Source organism: Methylohalobius crimeensis 10Ki (assembly GCF_000421465.1).
GTDB lineage: Bacteria > Pseudomonadota > Gammaproteobacteria > Methylococcales > Methylothermaceae > Methylohalobius > Methylohalobius crimeensis.
On the sequence record NZ_ATXB01000001.1, the window covers coordinates 878,423 to 893,465 of the forward strand.

Genomic DNA, 15,043 nt, shown 5'->3' on the forward strand with positions numbered 1-15,043 from the left:
GGCGTCAAATGTCTCCTTCGGAGCTTTTCGAGTCGGAACGGGGGGAATCGTGGGCAAACGCGGGCAGAATGAAGAAGGTGCACAGCAAAGTGAGGGTCAGTCCCAGCCCCAACAGTTTACCCATGCTGGCGATGCCCACGTGTGAAACCAGCCCCAGGCTGGCGAAGCTGAACAGGGTCGTCAAAGCGCTGAAAAAGATGCCGCGCGCGGTACTGGTGGTCAGGATCGACCGGTCTTCGGGCAGTTGATGCATGCGGTGGACCATGTGGATGCCGCTGTCCACCCCCAGCCCGAACAATAAGGGAAGGGCGATGATATTGGCGTAATTGAAGGGCAGATCGATTATCGCTGTGGCGGCGCCGGTGAAAACCGTGGCCGTCACCAGGGGCAGCAGGACCAAAAAGACATCCCGGCCGTTGCGCAAAATGAGGTAAAGCAGCAGGGTAATCAAGATCACCGCGGTCGCAAAGGCCTGAATGAATGAATTGACGATGACCTGCATGGATTCGATATAGATAAGCGGCAAACCCGTGACCTGGGGATAGACCTCGCGCACTTCGCGAACAAACTCGCGGACATTGTCGAGGACGTTCATATCATGGGTTGGAAACAGGTCGATGCGGTAAATATTCGGCGGGGCAACCCAACGCGCGCGCATGTCCTCGGGCAAATCCTCGATACCGAATGGACTGGCGTTCAGGCCTTCGCTCAACTTGCCCATCACTCGGGGAAAGGTGGCCAAAAGACTGAATTGCAGCCGGTCTACCAAAGTTTGACACTGCGCCTTCGGCAAGCTTCGACAACGTTCGATGAAACGGTCCAGGGATTGGGTCAGCCGGCGGTAGATCTCGGGTTCGATGGCAGTGGTGTCCGACTGTCGGTTCAGTTCTTTGAGGAAATTGCGCAGGTCGGAGAGCGTGGTGGCGCCCGCTTTCAGCTTGAGGGGACGTTGGAGTTGCGGGCCGAGAAAAAGGGCCATGTCGTCGATGATCATCAGTTTTTCTTCCTGATTGGAAGGAATCAGGTCGAAGACCGACACCGCGGCTTCCACTGTCGACAACTGCTTGAGGCGGTTTTCCAGGAGCTTGGTTTCCGCTTCGCCTTCAGCCAGCGTGGTCAAAAACATGGGGGAGGTTTCCTGGGTACGCAGCAGCTCCTTGAATGTTTGCACCGACTCGCTGTTGGGATCGCGCAGGTTGACCGGATTGAAGTCCACTTCGACGCCGCAGACGAGCCCTAGGGCGGCCAAAAGCAGAAAGAACGATAGACGCTTGATGGCCAGACTATGCCGCTGGGGGAAGCTTGCCAATGCGGGGGGCAAAAACAAAGTTCGGTGCGGTTTGGCGTTTTGCGGTCGTTTTAGCGGCAGGAGCGCCAATAAAGCGGGCATGATGGTTAGGGTCACCAGCACCACGATGAACATGCTCGACCCGGCGATGATGCCCAATTCCGAAATACCGCGATAGGCGGTGGGAATGAAAGCGTACATGGCCAGTGCCGTGGTCAGGGCACACATGAACAGGGAGGGGGATACGGTGCGCAGGCTATGGAAAAGCGCTTCCCCGGTCGAGGCGTCTTCCAGCAGGTATTCTCGGTAACGAAGTGCCAGATGGGTGGCGTAATCCACCCCGATGCCGATGTAGAGTACCGCGAAAGCCACCGAAATGAGGTTCAACGAACCCACCGTCAGCGCGGCGAAGCCGACCGAATAGGCCAGCCCTATGGTCAAAGTAATCAGGGTGGCCAGGGTAAGTTTCCAGGAGCGAAAGCCGATTAACAGGGCCAGACAGATCAAGACAAACGAGACCATGCCGGCGATTTCGGTTCCACGGCTGATGCTGATCAGTTCCTCGTATTCCAATACCGGTTCCCCGGTCATGGTCACCTTCACCGGGATGCCGTCGATGACTTTGACCTGGTCGATGGCGTTTCGGATCACTTGCACCGGCTTTTTCGCCGGCAGCATCTGGTCGTGATCCAATACCGGCGAAACGATCACGAATTGCATGGTGTGGCCGATCGCCTGCCGGGGCTCGAACAGCAAGTTCTGCCACGACAAAAGATAAGGTTGCCCGGCGGTCACCGCTTCGATGGCCTGGGTAATTTTAATCGCCACCGGGTTCAAGGAAACGGGCAGCTGTTCCTCGTAACGGAGCGCCTTGGCAAGCAGGGACACGAGGCTTTTCAGGCTGAAATCTTCGTATAGTTGGGCGATGAAAGGCTGGGCCTTGGCCAAGTCGCCCACCAGGCTTTCCAGTTCGGGGGTTTCCAGGTAAAGCAGACCCTGACGGTCGAAGAATGGATGAACGGTGGGCAGATAAACCGATTGGATGGCTTCGGAATGGGGGCTGAGTAGGGCCCTAAGGCGGCGAGCCGCGGTTTCACTGACTTCCGGTATGGGCGAATCCACCACCAATAGAATGGAGTTCTTGTCTTGCGGAAAAAGCGTTTCCACCTCGTCGCGTTGCTGCATGAACGGCAGATCGGGGTCCAGCATTTTGGCGGTGTCGGTATCCACGCTCAGGTGGGTGGCGGCGTAATAAGCGCTGATTCCCGCACCCAGGATCAACCCGATCAACAGCCAGACGGGATGGATTAGCAAGACCCATCGGGCAGCACTGGCCGCAATAGAACGTAAGTATGAGATCATGGCAGGCAGAATCGGTTGGCGCCGACGAGCCGTTTCCCTGTCCGGTTTAATTGCAGCCGGGCTGCATTGAATTGTCGGCCCAAGGTGATCAAATCCTGAATCTGCCCGGGATGGCGGAGTAACTGCCCCAAAAGACGAGGGATGGAAACGTCGCCTTGGTCTCCGGCGGCGGCCAATACGGAGCCGGGAAGGGCGGTGCCGGCGGTATCGGAGATTGCCCGCAAGGCGGCAAAAGGGATCCGTTTTTGAATCGCCCAACGGGCTAGGAAAGCGCTTTCCATATCCACTGCGGCGGCCCCGGTGGTTTCGAACAGAATGTTCTTGTCGGCCGGCGTGTTTACAATGCGGTCGCTGCTTGCCAGAGGGGCGGTCGTCAACGAGGGGGAGTCGGCCAGATTACGGCGAAGGTTCGACCACCAGTGGGGATCAGCCGTAACCTCTTCCCCTGTGGGAAGAAGAAAGCATTGGGGCAAAATAAGAGTGCCCGCCGTCAATCCCGGTTGCAGGCCGGCGGCAACCCCCCAGCTGAGAACGGCGCTGGCGCCGGCGCGATACAAAAGATCGGCCGCCGCCAATGCTCGTTCGGCCCCCATCCCCGCCACTTGAATCATGGCGGTGGGCGCCAATCGGACAAGTTGCCCCACGGATGCGCGCTGCCGGGTCAAAGTGCGGCATTCGGCGGGGAGGGCTACGACGATTCCTAGCACCTGCCCGCGATTTGGTTGTGGTAACGGGACAATGCCCAGAGCGGGAAAAATTTATCATATCCGTAATATTTCAGGTAGAAGACCCGCGGAAAGCCGGGGGCGTTGAAGTAGGCGTCCCGCCACAGACCGTTATTCTCCTGGGTCCGGAGTAGATAGTCGATGCCATCTCGAACCGCGTCGCTTTCGGTTTCCCCGGCCGCCATCAAGGCCAGCAGCGCCCAAGCGGTGTGGCACGCCATGCTGGTATGGAAACGGCCGCGGATGGCGGGGTCCTTACGGTCTTCGTAGCTGTCGTTGCTTTCTCCCCAGCCGCCGTCTTCCCGTTGAATGCTTTTCAGCCATGCCACCGCTTTGCGGATGCGCGGGTCGTCTTGGGGAATGCCGCAGTGTTCGATACCCACCAGCACCGACCAAGTGCCGTAGATGTAATTGGTGCCCCAACGGCCGAACCAGCTGCCGTCTTGTTCCTGTTCTTTCCAGAGGAAATCCAGGCACTTTTGCACGACTTGCCGGAAATAGGGCACTTCCTCGCCCGCAGCGTTCAATACCATGGCGCATCGGGCGCTCACGTCCGCCTCCGGAGGGTCCAGGAGGGCGCCGTGATCGGCGAAGGGGACGTGGTTGAGATAATAATACATATTATCCGGGTCGAACGCACCGTAGCCGCCGTTCTTGGACTGCATCCCGGCGATCCAGCGGATTGCCCGGTAGGCGGCTTCGCGATGCTCCGGGCGGTCGCTTTGCAAGAGGACGTAGGCCACCACCGCGGTGTCGTCCACATCGGGATAATGGGCGTTGTCGAACTGGAAGGCCCAGCCGCCGCCCTCCAAGTGAGGGCGGCGCGCCTGCCAATCGCCGGGTTCGTCCCGCAGTTGCTTGTCGACCAGCCAATCCAGTGCCTGGTCGATGGCGCGGGCGGTGTGAGGATCGTCTTCGGCCCGCTGGGTTTCCTGCAGGGCGAGCAGGCTTAAACCGGTGTCCCAAATGGGAGACAGGCAGGGTTGGCAATACGATTCCCCGCCGGGATGCTTCGAATCGTCCTCCCGATGCACCAAAAGCTTTTGAAGCGCCTTTTTGGCGATCTGGCGACGCGGGTCCTCCGGGGGAAAGCCGAGCGCGTCCATCGCCTCATAGGCATTGACCATGGCGGGGAAGATGCCTCCCAGGCCATCCTCCCCATTGAGCCGCTCCAGGAACCAATGGAGCGCTTTTTCCAGGGCGCGCTGGCGGATCCGGAAGGGGATATACGGCTCCAGCCGCATCCCGATCCGCTCCAGAAACAGGACGAATTTTCCCAGTGGGGTTTTAACGTGGGAGAAATAACCGGTTTCCTGTTCCGGCGGTGTGACGAACAACTCTCGTACCGAGATGTTTTTGGGGTTCCTCGCCTTGACCTTGAGCGAGCACAGAATGGCCAGCGGTACCATGACGGTGCGTGACCAATAGGAGACCTTGTTCAGATGGAAAGGAAACCAATTGGGCAGCAACATGATTTCCACCGGGACGAATGGTACCCCGCGCCAGGGAATCTGCTGGAACATGGCCAGCATGATCCGGGTGAATACATTGGCTTTCGCCGCCCCTCCCTTGTTCAGGATGAATTCGCGGGCTTTCCGCATATGGAGGGCGTCCGGGGAATCTCCTGCCAGCTTGAGGGCGTAATAGGCCTTAACCGAACAGCTGATATCGCCGTGGCCGATGGTGTAGAGGGACCAACTGCCATCTTCCTGTTGCCGGGCGCGCAGGTAATTGGCCAGTTTGGCTTGCAGAATCTCGTCCACTTCGTCCATGTGGTGCATCATCAAGATGTATTCGGCCGGAATCGTGCAGTCGGCCTCCAATTCGAACAACCAATACCCGTCCTCGTGCTGGTGCTCGAGCAAGGCGTCCCGGGCCTTGGCGACGGCCTGTTCCAACAGGCTCTCGAATGTTTCGCCGGGCGTTTTTTGAGTGACGGTGGATGGCTGAGTCATCGATTGGCCTCTTGATGGTTGGTTACACGGAAAGGGACGAGGTGAACACAGATGCCGGGGGGGCGCAGCTCGATCTGGTCCGCGGGCGCAGGCCCGGGTAAGCCCCGGCTGGCAAAGTCGAACAGCCACCGCAGTAATGCGTCATGGCGATGACACATGCGGGTGGTGAGTATGGTGGTTTTTACGCTGCGGCGAGTAATTTTGACCGCATCGGAGCGACTGAAATAGGGATCGCGATGAATCTTGCGCAAGGTCAGTACCGCCATTCCCAAGGCCCACAAACAAAAATCGCGCAAGCCGGTTTCGTATTCAGGGATGAGCAGGGTATATTCCAAGGCGTTACGCAAGTGGCCGTGGGCGATGGCGAGCAGATCCTGCAAGCCGGCGACGAAAGCCGGATCTTGATGGCCGGGGCGCAAATCGCCCAGATCGTAACCGTGGGATTGGAAGATCTCGCGGGGCAGCCAGCATACCTCACGATTTAAATCGTCCCAGATGTCCTTGAGGATGTTGGTCATCTGCAATCCTTGACCGAAGGAAACCGCCAGCGACATCATGCGTTCCCGCCGGCCGGAAAGCTCTTGAGAATGGTTGCAGAATACCTGGGTCAGCATTTCTCCCACCACGCCCGCTACGAAATAACAGTAGCGATTCATGTCCGCAAGTGTCTCCACGCCGGCGCTCAAGTCGCGATCCTGAAATTCGGCCATGCCATGACCCATGATCGCCACGCAGCGGGCGAGGGCTTGGCGATCAGCCTCGGAAAACCGGTGGGTGATGGCGATCACCCGTGGAACGACCTGGATCAGCTCGTGTTCTTCCGCGGGGGTTCGCTTGGATAAGCGGGCGCCGAAATCCCGGGAGAATGCCACCGGATCTTCGTTTCCTTCCACCACCGACACGAAACGTTCGCACAAGCGACGTTTCGTCTCCCGGTTCAGCGTGGCCTCGTCCTCGATGGTATCCACGATGCGACAAAGTAGGTAGCCGTTGGCAACCACCTGATGAATGGGTTCTCGCAGTTGCGGAATGGTCAGGGCGAAGGTGCGGGAGACCCCATCGAGCAAATAGGCCTGGAAGGCATCGTCGGTGAGGCGATCGAGATCTTTACTCTCACCGAGAGTTGTGGTGCCATTCATAAACTGCTGGATTCTCCCCCAAAGATTTTGGATGACCGGGCAAAATTGCTGAAATGCGGTCCATTCTATGGATTTTGCCTATACCGTCAAGATATGTTGTATTTTTGTCTAATCCGGTTAAACTAGCATTCCTGATTCTCCGGTCAAGGCGCAATGGATTGTGGCTTTTGGGCAACAAGCTGAGGCTGCCCAAGCCCCCCGTCTATCACAAGGGCTTGCTTTTAGTCCTTAAACATAGCTAAATAGTCGGGAATACGATCGGACGATACCAAGAAACTCTAAGGAGAAGGCCCAATGAGCATTCCTTTTAGGCAGAAATTTGCCATCGCCCGCTACCTTCTGACCCAGAAAATCAAGGGGGTCCGCCGCTATCCATTGGTACTCATGCTGGAACCTTTGTTTCAGTGTAATCTGGCTTGTGCCGGTTGCGGCAAAATCGATCACCCCGATGATATCCTACGGAAGCGGCTGAGCGTAGAGGAATGTTTGCAGTCGGTGGATGAGTGCGGCGCGCCGGTGGTTTCGATTCCCGGCGGGGAACCCTTGCTGCACAAGGACATGCCCAAGATCGTGGAGGGCATCATCCAACGCAAGAAATTTATCTATTTGTGCACCAATGCGCTGTTATTGAAGAAGCGCATGAAAGATTACACTCCCTCTCCTTATTTGACCTTCTCCGTGCACTTGGACGGCTTGAAGGCGCGTCACGACGCGTCGGTTTGTCAGGAAGGCGTGTTCGAGCGGGCCGTGGACGCCATTCGGGAGGCTTTATCCCGAGGGTTCCGGGTCACGGTCAATTGCACCTTGTTTCAGGGGGAAAACGCCGAGGAAATCGCCGAATTTCTAGATTTCTGCATGGATCTGGGCGTGGAAGCGGCCACCATCTCGCCCGGTTTCCAGTACGAGAATGCCCCGCGCCAAGACATTTTCATCCGCAATTCGGACACCAAAGAGCTGTTCCGGCGTTTGTTCCGCCTCGGCAAAAGCGAGGGTAAAAAGTGGCGCTTGAACCATTCGAGTCTGTATCTGGATTTTCTTGCCGGCAACCGGTCTTATGCCTGCACGCCTTGGGGCAATCCGACGCGTAATGTGTTCGGCTGGCAAAAACCGTGTTATTTGTTGTCCGACGAAGGTTATGCCGCAAGCTTCAAGGAATTGATGGAAACCACTCCCTGGGAGAAATACGGGACCTCCCAAAACCCCAAGTGCGCCAATTGTATGGCCCATTGCGGCTATGAACCCACGGCGGTGGAAGACGCTTTGACGCATCCTCTTCGGGCGGCTTGGGTCGCTTTGTCGGGGCCGCGTACCGAAGGGGAAATGACGCCCGAGCCGGTTCCGGTCTATGAGCGCGAGGAAAATCGGCAGCTGACCGACCCGGTCGAAGCAATGAAGTAAACCGTTCCGTCGCCATGGATGGGTTTGCTTGGGTGGTCGCAGCGGCCACTGTTCTCTGGGGTTGTTTATTGATTGTTCCGTGGCAGTCTTGGCGGACTCGCGAGGTGCTTGCGCCTGATGATTCCGCTCTTATTGCCCATGAAGACTTGACCGTTCTCATTCCGGCGCGTAACGAAGCCGAGCTAATCGGGGGGACACTCGAGGCGTTGGCTTCCCAGGCGCCCGGGCTCAAGGTCATCGTGGTGGACGACAATTCCGAAGACGAGACCGCCTCCGTCGCAGGTCAAGTTGATCATGTACAGTTGACCGTCATCCCTGGAAGGCCGCTGCCCGAAGGTTGGAGCGGGAAGCTTTGGGCTCTGGAACAGGGGTTGCGTGAGGTTCGGACGGACAAGGTATTGCTGCTCGACGCCGATATCCGGCTTGTGCCAGGCATGTTGCACGCCTTGCTCGATAAGCGGGCGCGCGAGAACCTGGATTTCGTGTCCATCATGGCCAGGCTCAGAACCGCCGGGTTTTGGGAGAAATTTTTGCTTCCCGCCTTTATTTATTTTTTTAAGCAGCTTTATCCGTTTGCTTTGGCCAATTCCGGTTCGCGGCGTTTCTCCGCCGCAGCGGGTGGGTGCATCCTGGCTCGCACGGAGGTTCTGCGTGCCTGCGGCGCATTCGCCAGTCTCAAAGATGCATTGATTGACGATTGCACCCTGGCGAAACAGGTCAAGCGGCGCGGATACCGCACTTGGATCGGCCTTTCCCATGGCGTGCTGAGTCGGCGGGTCTGCGAAAATCCGGTTGTGATTTGGGAAATGGTGGCGCGTACCGCTTTTACTCAGTTACATTACTCGTTGTTACTGCTGCTTTTGTGCACGGTAATGATGGGGGGTATGTTTTGGGCGCCGGCGGCGGCGTTGATCGTGCCGGAAACGAGATGGCTGGGAGCGCTGGCATGGGGGATGATGGCCTTTTCCTACCAGCCTATCTTGCGTTTTTATCGCCTGTCGCCAATTTGGGGCTTGGCATTACCTGTTATTGGAACCTTTTATCTGGCGATGACTTGGGATTCGGCCTGGCGCTATTGGCGTGGTGTGCGAAGCTGCTGGAAGGGGCGGGTCTATGCCAGTGACGATCGGCAGACTTCGCAGACTTCCGGGAGGGGCGCTGTCGAGAGAGCGCGCCAAAACACGCTGTGAAACGAGTCACTCAAATCATAAAGGGAGCAGGCTGTGGATGTTCTGACCGGCCAAGCGTTCCCGGCCTTTGAGGGCTTCCAGTTCGATGACGAAAGCGAGACCGACTATTTGAGCACCCAGGGTTTCCAGCAGTTCGCAACTGGCTTGCGCGGTTCCGCCGGTAGCCAGTAGATCGTCCACCAACAGTACCCGATCGCCGAGGCTCACGGCGTCGACGTGGGCTTCCAATGTGCTTTCCCCGTACTCCAGGGCGTAGGAAACGCTTTGTACGTCGTAGGGCAGCTTGCCGGGCTTGCGCAGCGGTACGAAGCTCACCCCCAATTCCCATGCCGCGAGGCTGCCGAAAATAAAGCCGCGCGCCTCCATGCCCGCGACGGCGGTGACCGACAGGTTCACGAAAGGATGAATCAAATGGTGGATTGCCAACCGAAGCGCGGTCGGATCCTTGACCAGGGGAGTGATGTCTTTGAACTGGATGCCGGGTTCGGGAAAATCCGGGATATTGCGGATTTTTTCCCCTAGCCTGGATCGCCAATCGAATGGATTCACGCGATGACCTGTAGGTGATTTTTCTTTTGCAGAAACCGCTCGATATTGCGTTGGATTCCCTCGCCGTTCAACTCTACGCCGGCCAAGAGCTCGTCGCGGCTGCCGTGTTCGATGTAGCGATCCGGCAACCCCAGGTTCAAAATCGGCATCAGGCAGCGGTGGGCGGCAAGGCATTCGTTAACCGCGCTGCCTGCGCCGCCCATGATGGCGTTTTCTTCCACTGTCACCAAATATTCGTGATCCCGGGCCAGTGCCAGGACGAGTGCTTCGTCCAGCGGTTTGACGAAGCGCATGTTGGCAACCGTGGCATCCAGCGCTTCGGCCGCGTCCAAAGCCGGCGCCACCATCGAGCCGAAGGCCAACAAGGCGACTTTTTTTCCTTCGCGCCGGATTTCTCCCTTGCCGATGGGTAAAGTGGACAATTCCCGTTCCACCTTGATGCCGGGGCCGGTGCCGCGCGGATAACGCACCGTCGCCGGTCCGTTGTATTCGATGCCGGTGGTCAGCATTTGGCGGCATTCATTCTCGTCCGCAGGGGCCATCACCACCATGTTGGGAATGCAGCGGAGAAAGCTCAAGTCGAAGCTGCCGGCGTGGGTGGGGCCGTCGGGGCCCACCAGCCCGGCGCGGTCGATGGCAAACAACACCGGAAGGTTCTGCACCGCCACGTCGTGAATCAACTGATCGTATCCTCGTTGCAGGAAGGTGGAATAGATCGCCACCACCGGCTTGTATCCTTCGCAGGCCATGCCGGCGGCCACGGTGAGCGCATGCTGTTCGGCGATTCCCACGTCGAAATAGCGTTTGGGGAAGCGTTCGGAAAATTCCACCAAGCCGGAACCCTCGCGCATGGCCGGCGTAATTCCCACCAGTTTCGGTTCGCGTTCGGCGATGTCGCACAGCCACTGACCGAATACCTGGGTGTAGGTCATGCCTTTGGAAGGCGCTTTCTTCAAGGTTTCCTGGCTGGGGTCGAAAGGGCTCACCCCGTGATAGGCGACCGGATCGCGTTCTGCTGGCAGATATCCCTTGCCTTTTTTGGTGATCACGTGAAGGAATTGAGGCCCTTGGAGTCCTCGGATATTTCTGAGGGTGGCGATTAAATGTTCCAGATCGTGGCCGTCGATGGGGCCGATGTAGTTGAATCCCAATTCCTCGAACAAAGTCCCGGGCGCAACCATGCCCTTGACGTGTTCCTCGGCGCGGCGGGCCAGCTCCCACACTTCCGGCACCTGCTTGAGGATTTGCTTGCCGCCCTCGCGCACCGTGGTGTAAAGCTTGCTGGAGAGAATTTTGGAGAAGTAGTTGGTCATCGCCCCGACGTTGGGGGAGATGGACATTTCGTTGTCGTTGAGAATGACCAGCAGATTGGCGTCCAGGGTACCGGCATGGTTCAGCGCTTCAAATGCCATCCCGCCGGTCAATCCTCCATCGCCGATGATGGCCACCGCGTGTTGGTCGCGCTCGTCCATCGAGGCGGCGATCGCCATCCCCAAGGCGGCGGAGATGGAGGTGCTGGAATGGCCGACGCCGAAAGCGTCATAGGAACTCTCGGTGCGCTTGGGAAACGGCGACAGTCCGCCGTGCTTGCGGATGGTCCCAAGTTGGTCGCGGCGTCCGGTGAGGATTTTGTGGGGGTAAGCTTGATGGCCCACGTCCCAGACGAGGGGGTCATAAGGGGTTTGGAAAACGTAATGCAGGGCGATGGTCAGCTCCACCGTGCCCAGCCCGGCGGCCAGATGTCCCCCGGAACGGCTGACGCTTTCCAAGAGGTAATGCCGGAGCTCTTCGGCCAGCCTCTCCAATTCCTCCTCGTCCAGCTGACGCAGATCGTGGGGGGAATTGAGGCGGCTGAGGAAGGGATACTGTTTATGATCGATCATGGCGTCCGTACAAGTACTGGAAGTTGGCGCGAAACTAACGGAATGTTGCCATTATCCAACGCATGGATGAGGCATGCAAGCGATTTGATGCTCGCCATCCATGGCTCGCTCCCTCTGCGGGGCGCACCTTGTGCGTCCAAATCGGCTATCCTGCCGATTTGTGATGCTCGCCATCCATGGCTCGCCTTTTTTGCGGGTGTGCTTTGTACGCCCAAATCGGCGGTTATGTCGATCGTCAGAGCTGTTTCGAGTTTTTTTTGTGTTCCAAAGCCACTCCGAGAATTTCCAGCGCGATGGCGATCAGGACCATGACGATTCCGAACCATATTTCAGGCGCCAACCACATCAATAAAGCGCCGAGAAAGATCAAAATGGCGCCTAGGATACGCCGACGTAAGGGGTTTTTTAACATGCTAGATGACAGCCTGGAAAGAGGGTTTGTTATTGTAACTGGATTATGCGGTCGAGCCACCGGGTATGCTTGCAGTTTGGAGAGGATTTGGCGACCATAGCTTCGAAGCGAATCAGGAACTTGACAAAATATCGGGGAAACAATCATGAGTTCACATAATTCTACCGATTCCGAGGGAGTTAAAGAAGAGGCCCAGCCGGCTGCCGGCGAATCTAGCGAGAAAAAGGATAGAGCCCCAGAGGTTCCCCCTCTGCAGGAGGGTCAAAGTTCGATGGAGGACTTGCAGTCTTCGGTCCAAGAGGCGGTGGAGAGTGAAGCGTCCATTCGGGAAAAGGTGCGCCGTTTGACCGTGGAGGCTCTGGCCGAGGGTAAATTGGACGGAGGCCAAGTAAAGACCGTCGTCGAGACGGTAGTGAAGGGAGCCAGCGAGGGGATGGAAACCCATGGAGGGCGAGCGCGGCAGAGCCTGGAGGAAGCGCTCAAAGGGCTGGAAGACGGTCTGGTCAAGGCTGCCGAAGCGTCCAAACTCTCCCTAGAGGAGGCGGCTAGCCGCGCGGATGAGTTTACCGAGCGTGAAGTCAAACAGGCATTCGACCAGTTGGTGGAATTGGAAAAGCTTTATATCGATACCTTGGCCGATGTGGCCAAACGAGGGGGTGAGCAAAGCCGGGAAATCTTGACCGATTTGGTCCGGCATGCCCGCCACAGCGGCACCAGCGTGGGTGGGTATCTAACTCAGGTCATGGAAACTTTGCCGCGCAAGCTTCAGGAAGCCGGCCAGTGGGGGTTCAAGGCGGGCGTCGAAACCGCCCGATCCACCGGGGCTCAACTGGCGGCCATCGCCAGCGGATTTTTGGCAGGGATTGCCGACACTTTGGATCGGCAGTCCCAAAAAAAGCAGCAGGCCAAAAAACCTAAGCAAGATTAAGCTAAATGCTTTGGGAAGCGGTCAGTGCTGTCCATGATTTCGGTCGTCTGTATGATCTGGCCATCATTCTAATTCGGTACGGCTTCGCCGGATTTGTCCGTCGATTGGGACTCGCCCACGCCTTCGAGCAGGCGGGCAAGGCGCTGCATTGGAAGGCGGTCGAGGAAATCGTTCAACTGACCACGGCCCAGCGAATCCGCCGGGCGCTCGAGGAAATGGGGCCCACTTTCATTAAGCTGGGCCAGATTCTGGCGACCCGAGTGGATCTCTTTCCGGAAGACTGGATCGACGAGTTCGAAAGGCTTCAGGATCAAGTCCCCCCCATGGCTTATAAGCAATTGCGGCCGCAATTGGAGGAGGCCTTGGGGGCACCGGTGGATCGAGTGTTTGCCGCGTTCGAAACCGAGGCGCTGGCAGCCGCTTCCATTGCGCAAGTGCATCGGGCTCAACTGTTCAGCGGCGAGCAAGTGATCGTCAAGGTCCGCCGGCCGGAAATTGAAGATGTGGTGGAAGCCGATCTCAGGCTGCTCGAGCGCTTGGCCCGGATCGTTGAAAGCGAAGTGCGGGAGTTGCGCCGCTATCGGCCGTTGGAGATTGTCCACCAGTTCGCCGCTTCCTTGCGGCGGGAAATGGACTTGGAGAACGAGGCCCACAACGCCGAACGTATGGCGGCCAATTTCGCCCGCGACGAATCGATCGTGATCCCTAAAATGTATTGGGATTGCTGTTCCGAACGCATCAATGTTCAAGAGTTCATCGAAGGGATTCCCGCTCGCAGTCTACAGCGGGCGGAAGCCGCCGGTCTGAACCGCAAGATCCTCGCTCGGCGGGGCACCGATGCGGTGTTGAAGATGATTCTCATGGACGGCTTCTTTCATGCCGATCCCCACTTCGGTAATATCATTTTCATGCCCGGCAACCGGATGGCCTTCATTGATTTCGGCATGGTGGGCCGTTTGTCCGAGACGCGCCGGCATCAGATCGTCGACCTATTGGCCGCGGTGATCGATCGGGACGTACGCGGCGCCGCCAACGTGCTACTGGATTGGGCCAGCGACGCCCAAGTGGATATGGACGCCCTGTTGATCGATTTGGATATCTTCATCGATACCTATCATGGCTTGCCATTGAAGCAGCTTAAAATCGCTAATATCCTCGGTGATTTGACCGCTTTGATGCGTACTTATCATTTGGTATTACCGCCCGATTTGGCGCTTCTTTTCAAAGCGCTTTTGACTTTGGACGGCATGGGGCGGCAGGTGGATCCGGATTTCGATTTGATCGCTGCGGCGACTCCCCATGTGCGCAAAGCGTTGATGATGCGTTATCGGCCGGATATCGTGCTCAAGCGGGGATGGCGGACCGCCAGTGACGTGTTCGATATCCTCGCCGCTTTTCCTTACGATATGCGGCGCCTGATCAAGGCGCTCAAAAGTGGTAATCTCCGTTTTAACGTCGATCTCAACCAGCTCGGTTATTTCGGCTGGATCATCGATCGGGCCGCCAGTCGTCTGACGGTGGGGATGGTGACCTCTTCGCTCATCATCGGTTCGGCCATCGTGATGACCGTTTCCGGCGGGCCCACCTTGTGGGGTTTGCCCATGTTGGGGGTGTTGGGGTTCGCCGGTGCCGGCATCGGCGGTGTGTGGCTGCTGATTTCCATTTGGCGGGGCGGCCATCTTCCTCACGGAGAGGAGGAAGAATAAAAAACCCGGCCGAGGCCGGGTTTGGGAATCCAGGCATTGATTTGTCGTTCTTAGCTCTGCCGCGACGCGACTCAGCCCATCAGATTGAGCCCGAATACAACCGCGGCCAGAATCAGATAACAGATCACCGCCATGCTGGCATGGCCGACGATCAGTCCCTTCTGGACTTGGCCGGTTTTGTAGCGCCGGCTCGCCGCCAGGAAGCCCAAGATCACGATGACCACCACCAAGGCGATATTGACATAGACGCGCTTATCCCCCAGCAGCGCCGCGCCGACGGCCAAAGCCGCCCCGAAAACCGCCAAGCCGGCGTGGGTGAGAACGACGCGCCGGTCCACCGGATAGCCCCGGAACAGGTCCAGTGCGATGGTCAGGCCCAGCAGGGCCACCACTGTGAAAACGGCCAGAGATGCAGTTAAAAGAATCATAGCGAGGCCTCCAATAAAGGTTGATTTATGCGATTGTGGTTTGCATAGCCTTTTCAACTGCCGGCTTAAGAATGGATTTT

The 15,043-nt window shown here is 57.7% G+C and carries 12 protein-coding genes; 4 read left to right on the forward strand and 8 right to left on the reverse strand.

What is annotated here, in order from left to right; translation table 11 throughout:
• Positions 1-4: 4 nt before the first annotated feature.
• Genes H035_RS18175 through H035_RS18185 form a run of 4 tightly spaced genes read right to left on the reverse strand, consistent with a single transcriptional unit; the run spans position 5 to position 6,469 of the window.
• Positions 5-2,602 (reverse strand): MMPL family transporter, encoded by a 2,598-nt coding sequence (locus H035_RS18175; protein ID WP_022947829.1) that lies wholly within the window; start codon positions 2,600-2,602, stop codon positions 5-7.
• Between the two features lie 44 nt (positions 2,603-2,646).
• The gene (locus H035_RS0104625) at positions 2,647-3,357 is read right to left on the reverse strand and encodes a phosphorylase family protein (protein WP_022947830.1); all 711 of its coding nucleotides are present in this window, start codon (positions 3,355-3,357) and stop codon (positions 2,647-2,649) included.
• Positions 3,351-5,330, reverse strand: a complete 1,980-nt coding sequence (gene shc, locus H035_RS18180; protein WP_022947831.1) for a squalene--hopene cyclase — start codon at positions 5,328-5,330, stop codon at positions 3,351-3,353. The genes H035_RS0104625 and shc overlap by 7 nt, the downstream gene beginning before the upstream one ends.
• Positions 5,327-6,469, reverse strand: coding sequence for a phytoene/squalene synthase family protein (locus tag H035_RS18185; protein ID WP_022947832.1), 1,143 nt, complete (start codon positions 6,467-6,469; stop codon positions 5,327-5,329). The genes shc and H035_RS18185 overlap by 4 nt, the downstream gene beginning before the upstream one ends.
• Positions 6,470-6,763: 294 nt before the next feature.
• Here H035_RS18185 and hpnH point away from each other — a divergent pair, with 294 nt between their 5' ends.
• A complete protein-coding gene (gene hpnH, locus H035_RS18190; protein ID WP_022947833.1) occupies positions 6,764-7,867 on the forward strand; it encodes an adenosyl-hopene transferase HpnH in 1,104 nt (367 codons plus the stop codon).
• 14 nt (positions 7,868-7,881) lie between these two features.
• A complete protein-coding gene (locus H035_RS18195) occupies positions 7,882-9,057 on the forward strand; it encodes a glycosyltransferase (protein ID WP_022947834.1) in 1,176 nt (391 codons plus the stop codon).
• A gap of 15 nt (positions 9,058-9,072) precedes the next feature.
• Here the strand turns inward: H035_RS18195 and H035_RS0104650 are convergent, their stop codons facing one another.
• From H035_RS0104650 to H035_RS22140, 3 genes are all read right to left on the reverse strand, one after another.
• Positions 9,073-9,606 carry an adenine phosphoribosyltransferase gene (locus tag H035_RS0104650; RefSeq protein WP_022947835.1) on the reverse strand — a complete coding sequence of 178 codons (534 nt, stop codon included), beginning with the start codon at positions 9,604-9,606 and terminating at the stop codon, positions 9,073-9,075.
• Positions 9,603-11,489 carry a 1-deoxy-D-xylulose-5-phosphate synthase gene (gene dxs / locus H035_RS0104655; RefSeq protein ID WP_022947836.1) on the reverse strand — a complete coding sequence of 629 codons (1,887 nt, stop codon included), beginning with the start codon at positions 11,487-11,489 and terminating at the stop codon, positions 9,603-9,605. Before dxs ends, H035_RS0104650 begins: the two co-directional genes overlap by 4 nt.
• Before the next feature lie 235 nt (positions 11,490-11,724).
• Entirely contained in the window at positions 11,725-11,901 is a 177-nt protein-coding gene (locus H035_RS22140; protein WP_022947837.1) for a hypothetical protein, read from the reverse strand.
• Positions 11,902-12,172: 271 nt separating this feature from the next.
• Between H035_RS22140 and H035_RS18200 the strand changes: the two genes are divergently transcribed.
• Positions 12,173-12,829, forward strand: a complete 657-nt coding sequence (locus H035_RS18200; RefSeq protein ID WP_022947838.1) for a DUF6781 family protein — start codon at positions 12,173-12,175, stop codon at positions 12,827-12,829.
• A gap of 5 nt (positions 12,830-12,834) precedes the next feature.
• A complete protein-coding gene (locus H035_RS0104670; RefSeq protein ID WP_022947839.1) occupies positions 12,835-14,535 on the forward strand; it encodes an ABC1 kinase family protein in 1,701 nt (566 codons plus the stop codon).
• 71 nt (positions 14,536-14,606) lie between these two features.
• On the opposite strand, the gene H035_RS0104675 is transcribed toward H035_RS0104670, so the two are convergent.
• A complete protein-coding gene (locus tag H035_RS0104675; RefSeq protein ID WP_022947840.1) occupies positions 14,607-14,963 on the reverse strand; it encodes a hypothetical protein in 357 nt (118 codons plus the stop codon).
• Positions 14,964-15,043: the final 80 nt, after the last annotated feature.

Bases quoted from the DNA above. Each gene is read 5' to 3' on its own strand.
- shc (WP_022947831.1), bottom strand. From the start codon at position 5,330: ATGACTCAGCCATCCACCGTCACTCAAAAAACGCCCGGCGAAACATTC.
- H035_RS18185 (WP_022947832.1), bottom strand. From the start codon at position 6,469: ATGAATGGCACCACAACTCTCGGTGAGAGTAAAGATCTCGATCGCCTC.
- hpnH (WP_022947833.1), top strand. From the start codon at position 6,764: ATGAGCATTCCTTTTAGGCAGAAATTTGCCATCGCCCGCTACCTTCTG.
- H035_RS18195 (WP_022947834.1), top strand. From the start codon at position 7,882: ATGGATGGGTTTGCTTGGGTGGTCGCAGCGGCCACTGTTCTCTGGGGT.
- dxs (WP_022947836.1), bottom strand. From the start codon at position 11,489: ATGATCGATCATAAACAGTATCCCTTCCTCAGCCGCCTCAATTCCCCC.
- H035_RS22140 (WP_022947837.1), bottom strand. From the start codon at position 11,901: ATGTTAAAAAACCCCTTACGTCGGCGTATCCTAGGCGCCATTTTGATC.
- H035_RS18200 (WP_022947838.1), top strand. From the start codon at position 12,173: ATGGAGGACTTGCAGTCTTCGGTCCAAGAGGCGGTGGAGAGTGAAGCG.
- H035_RS0104670 (WP_022947839.1), top strand. From the start codon at position 12,835: ATGCTTTGGGAAGCGGTCAGTGCTGTCCATGATTTCGGTCGTCTGTAT.
- H035_RS0104675 (WP_022947840.1), bottom strand. From the start codon at position 14,963: ATGATTCTTTTAACTGCATCTCTGGCCGTTTTCACAGTGGTGGCCCTG.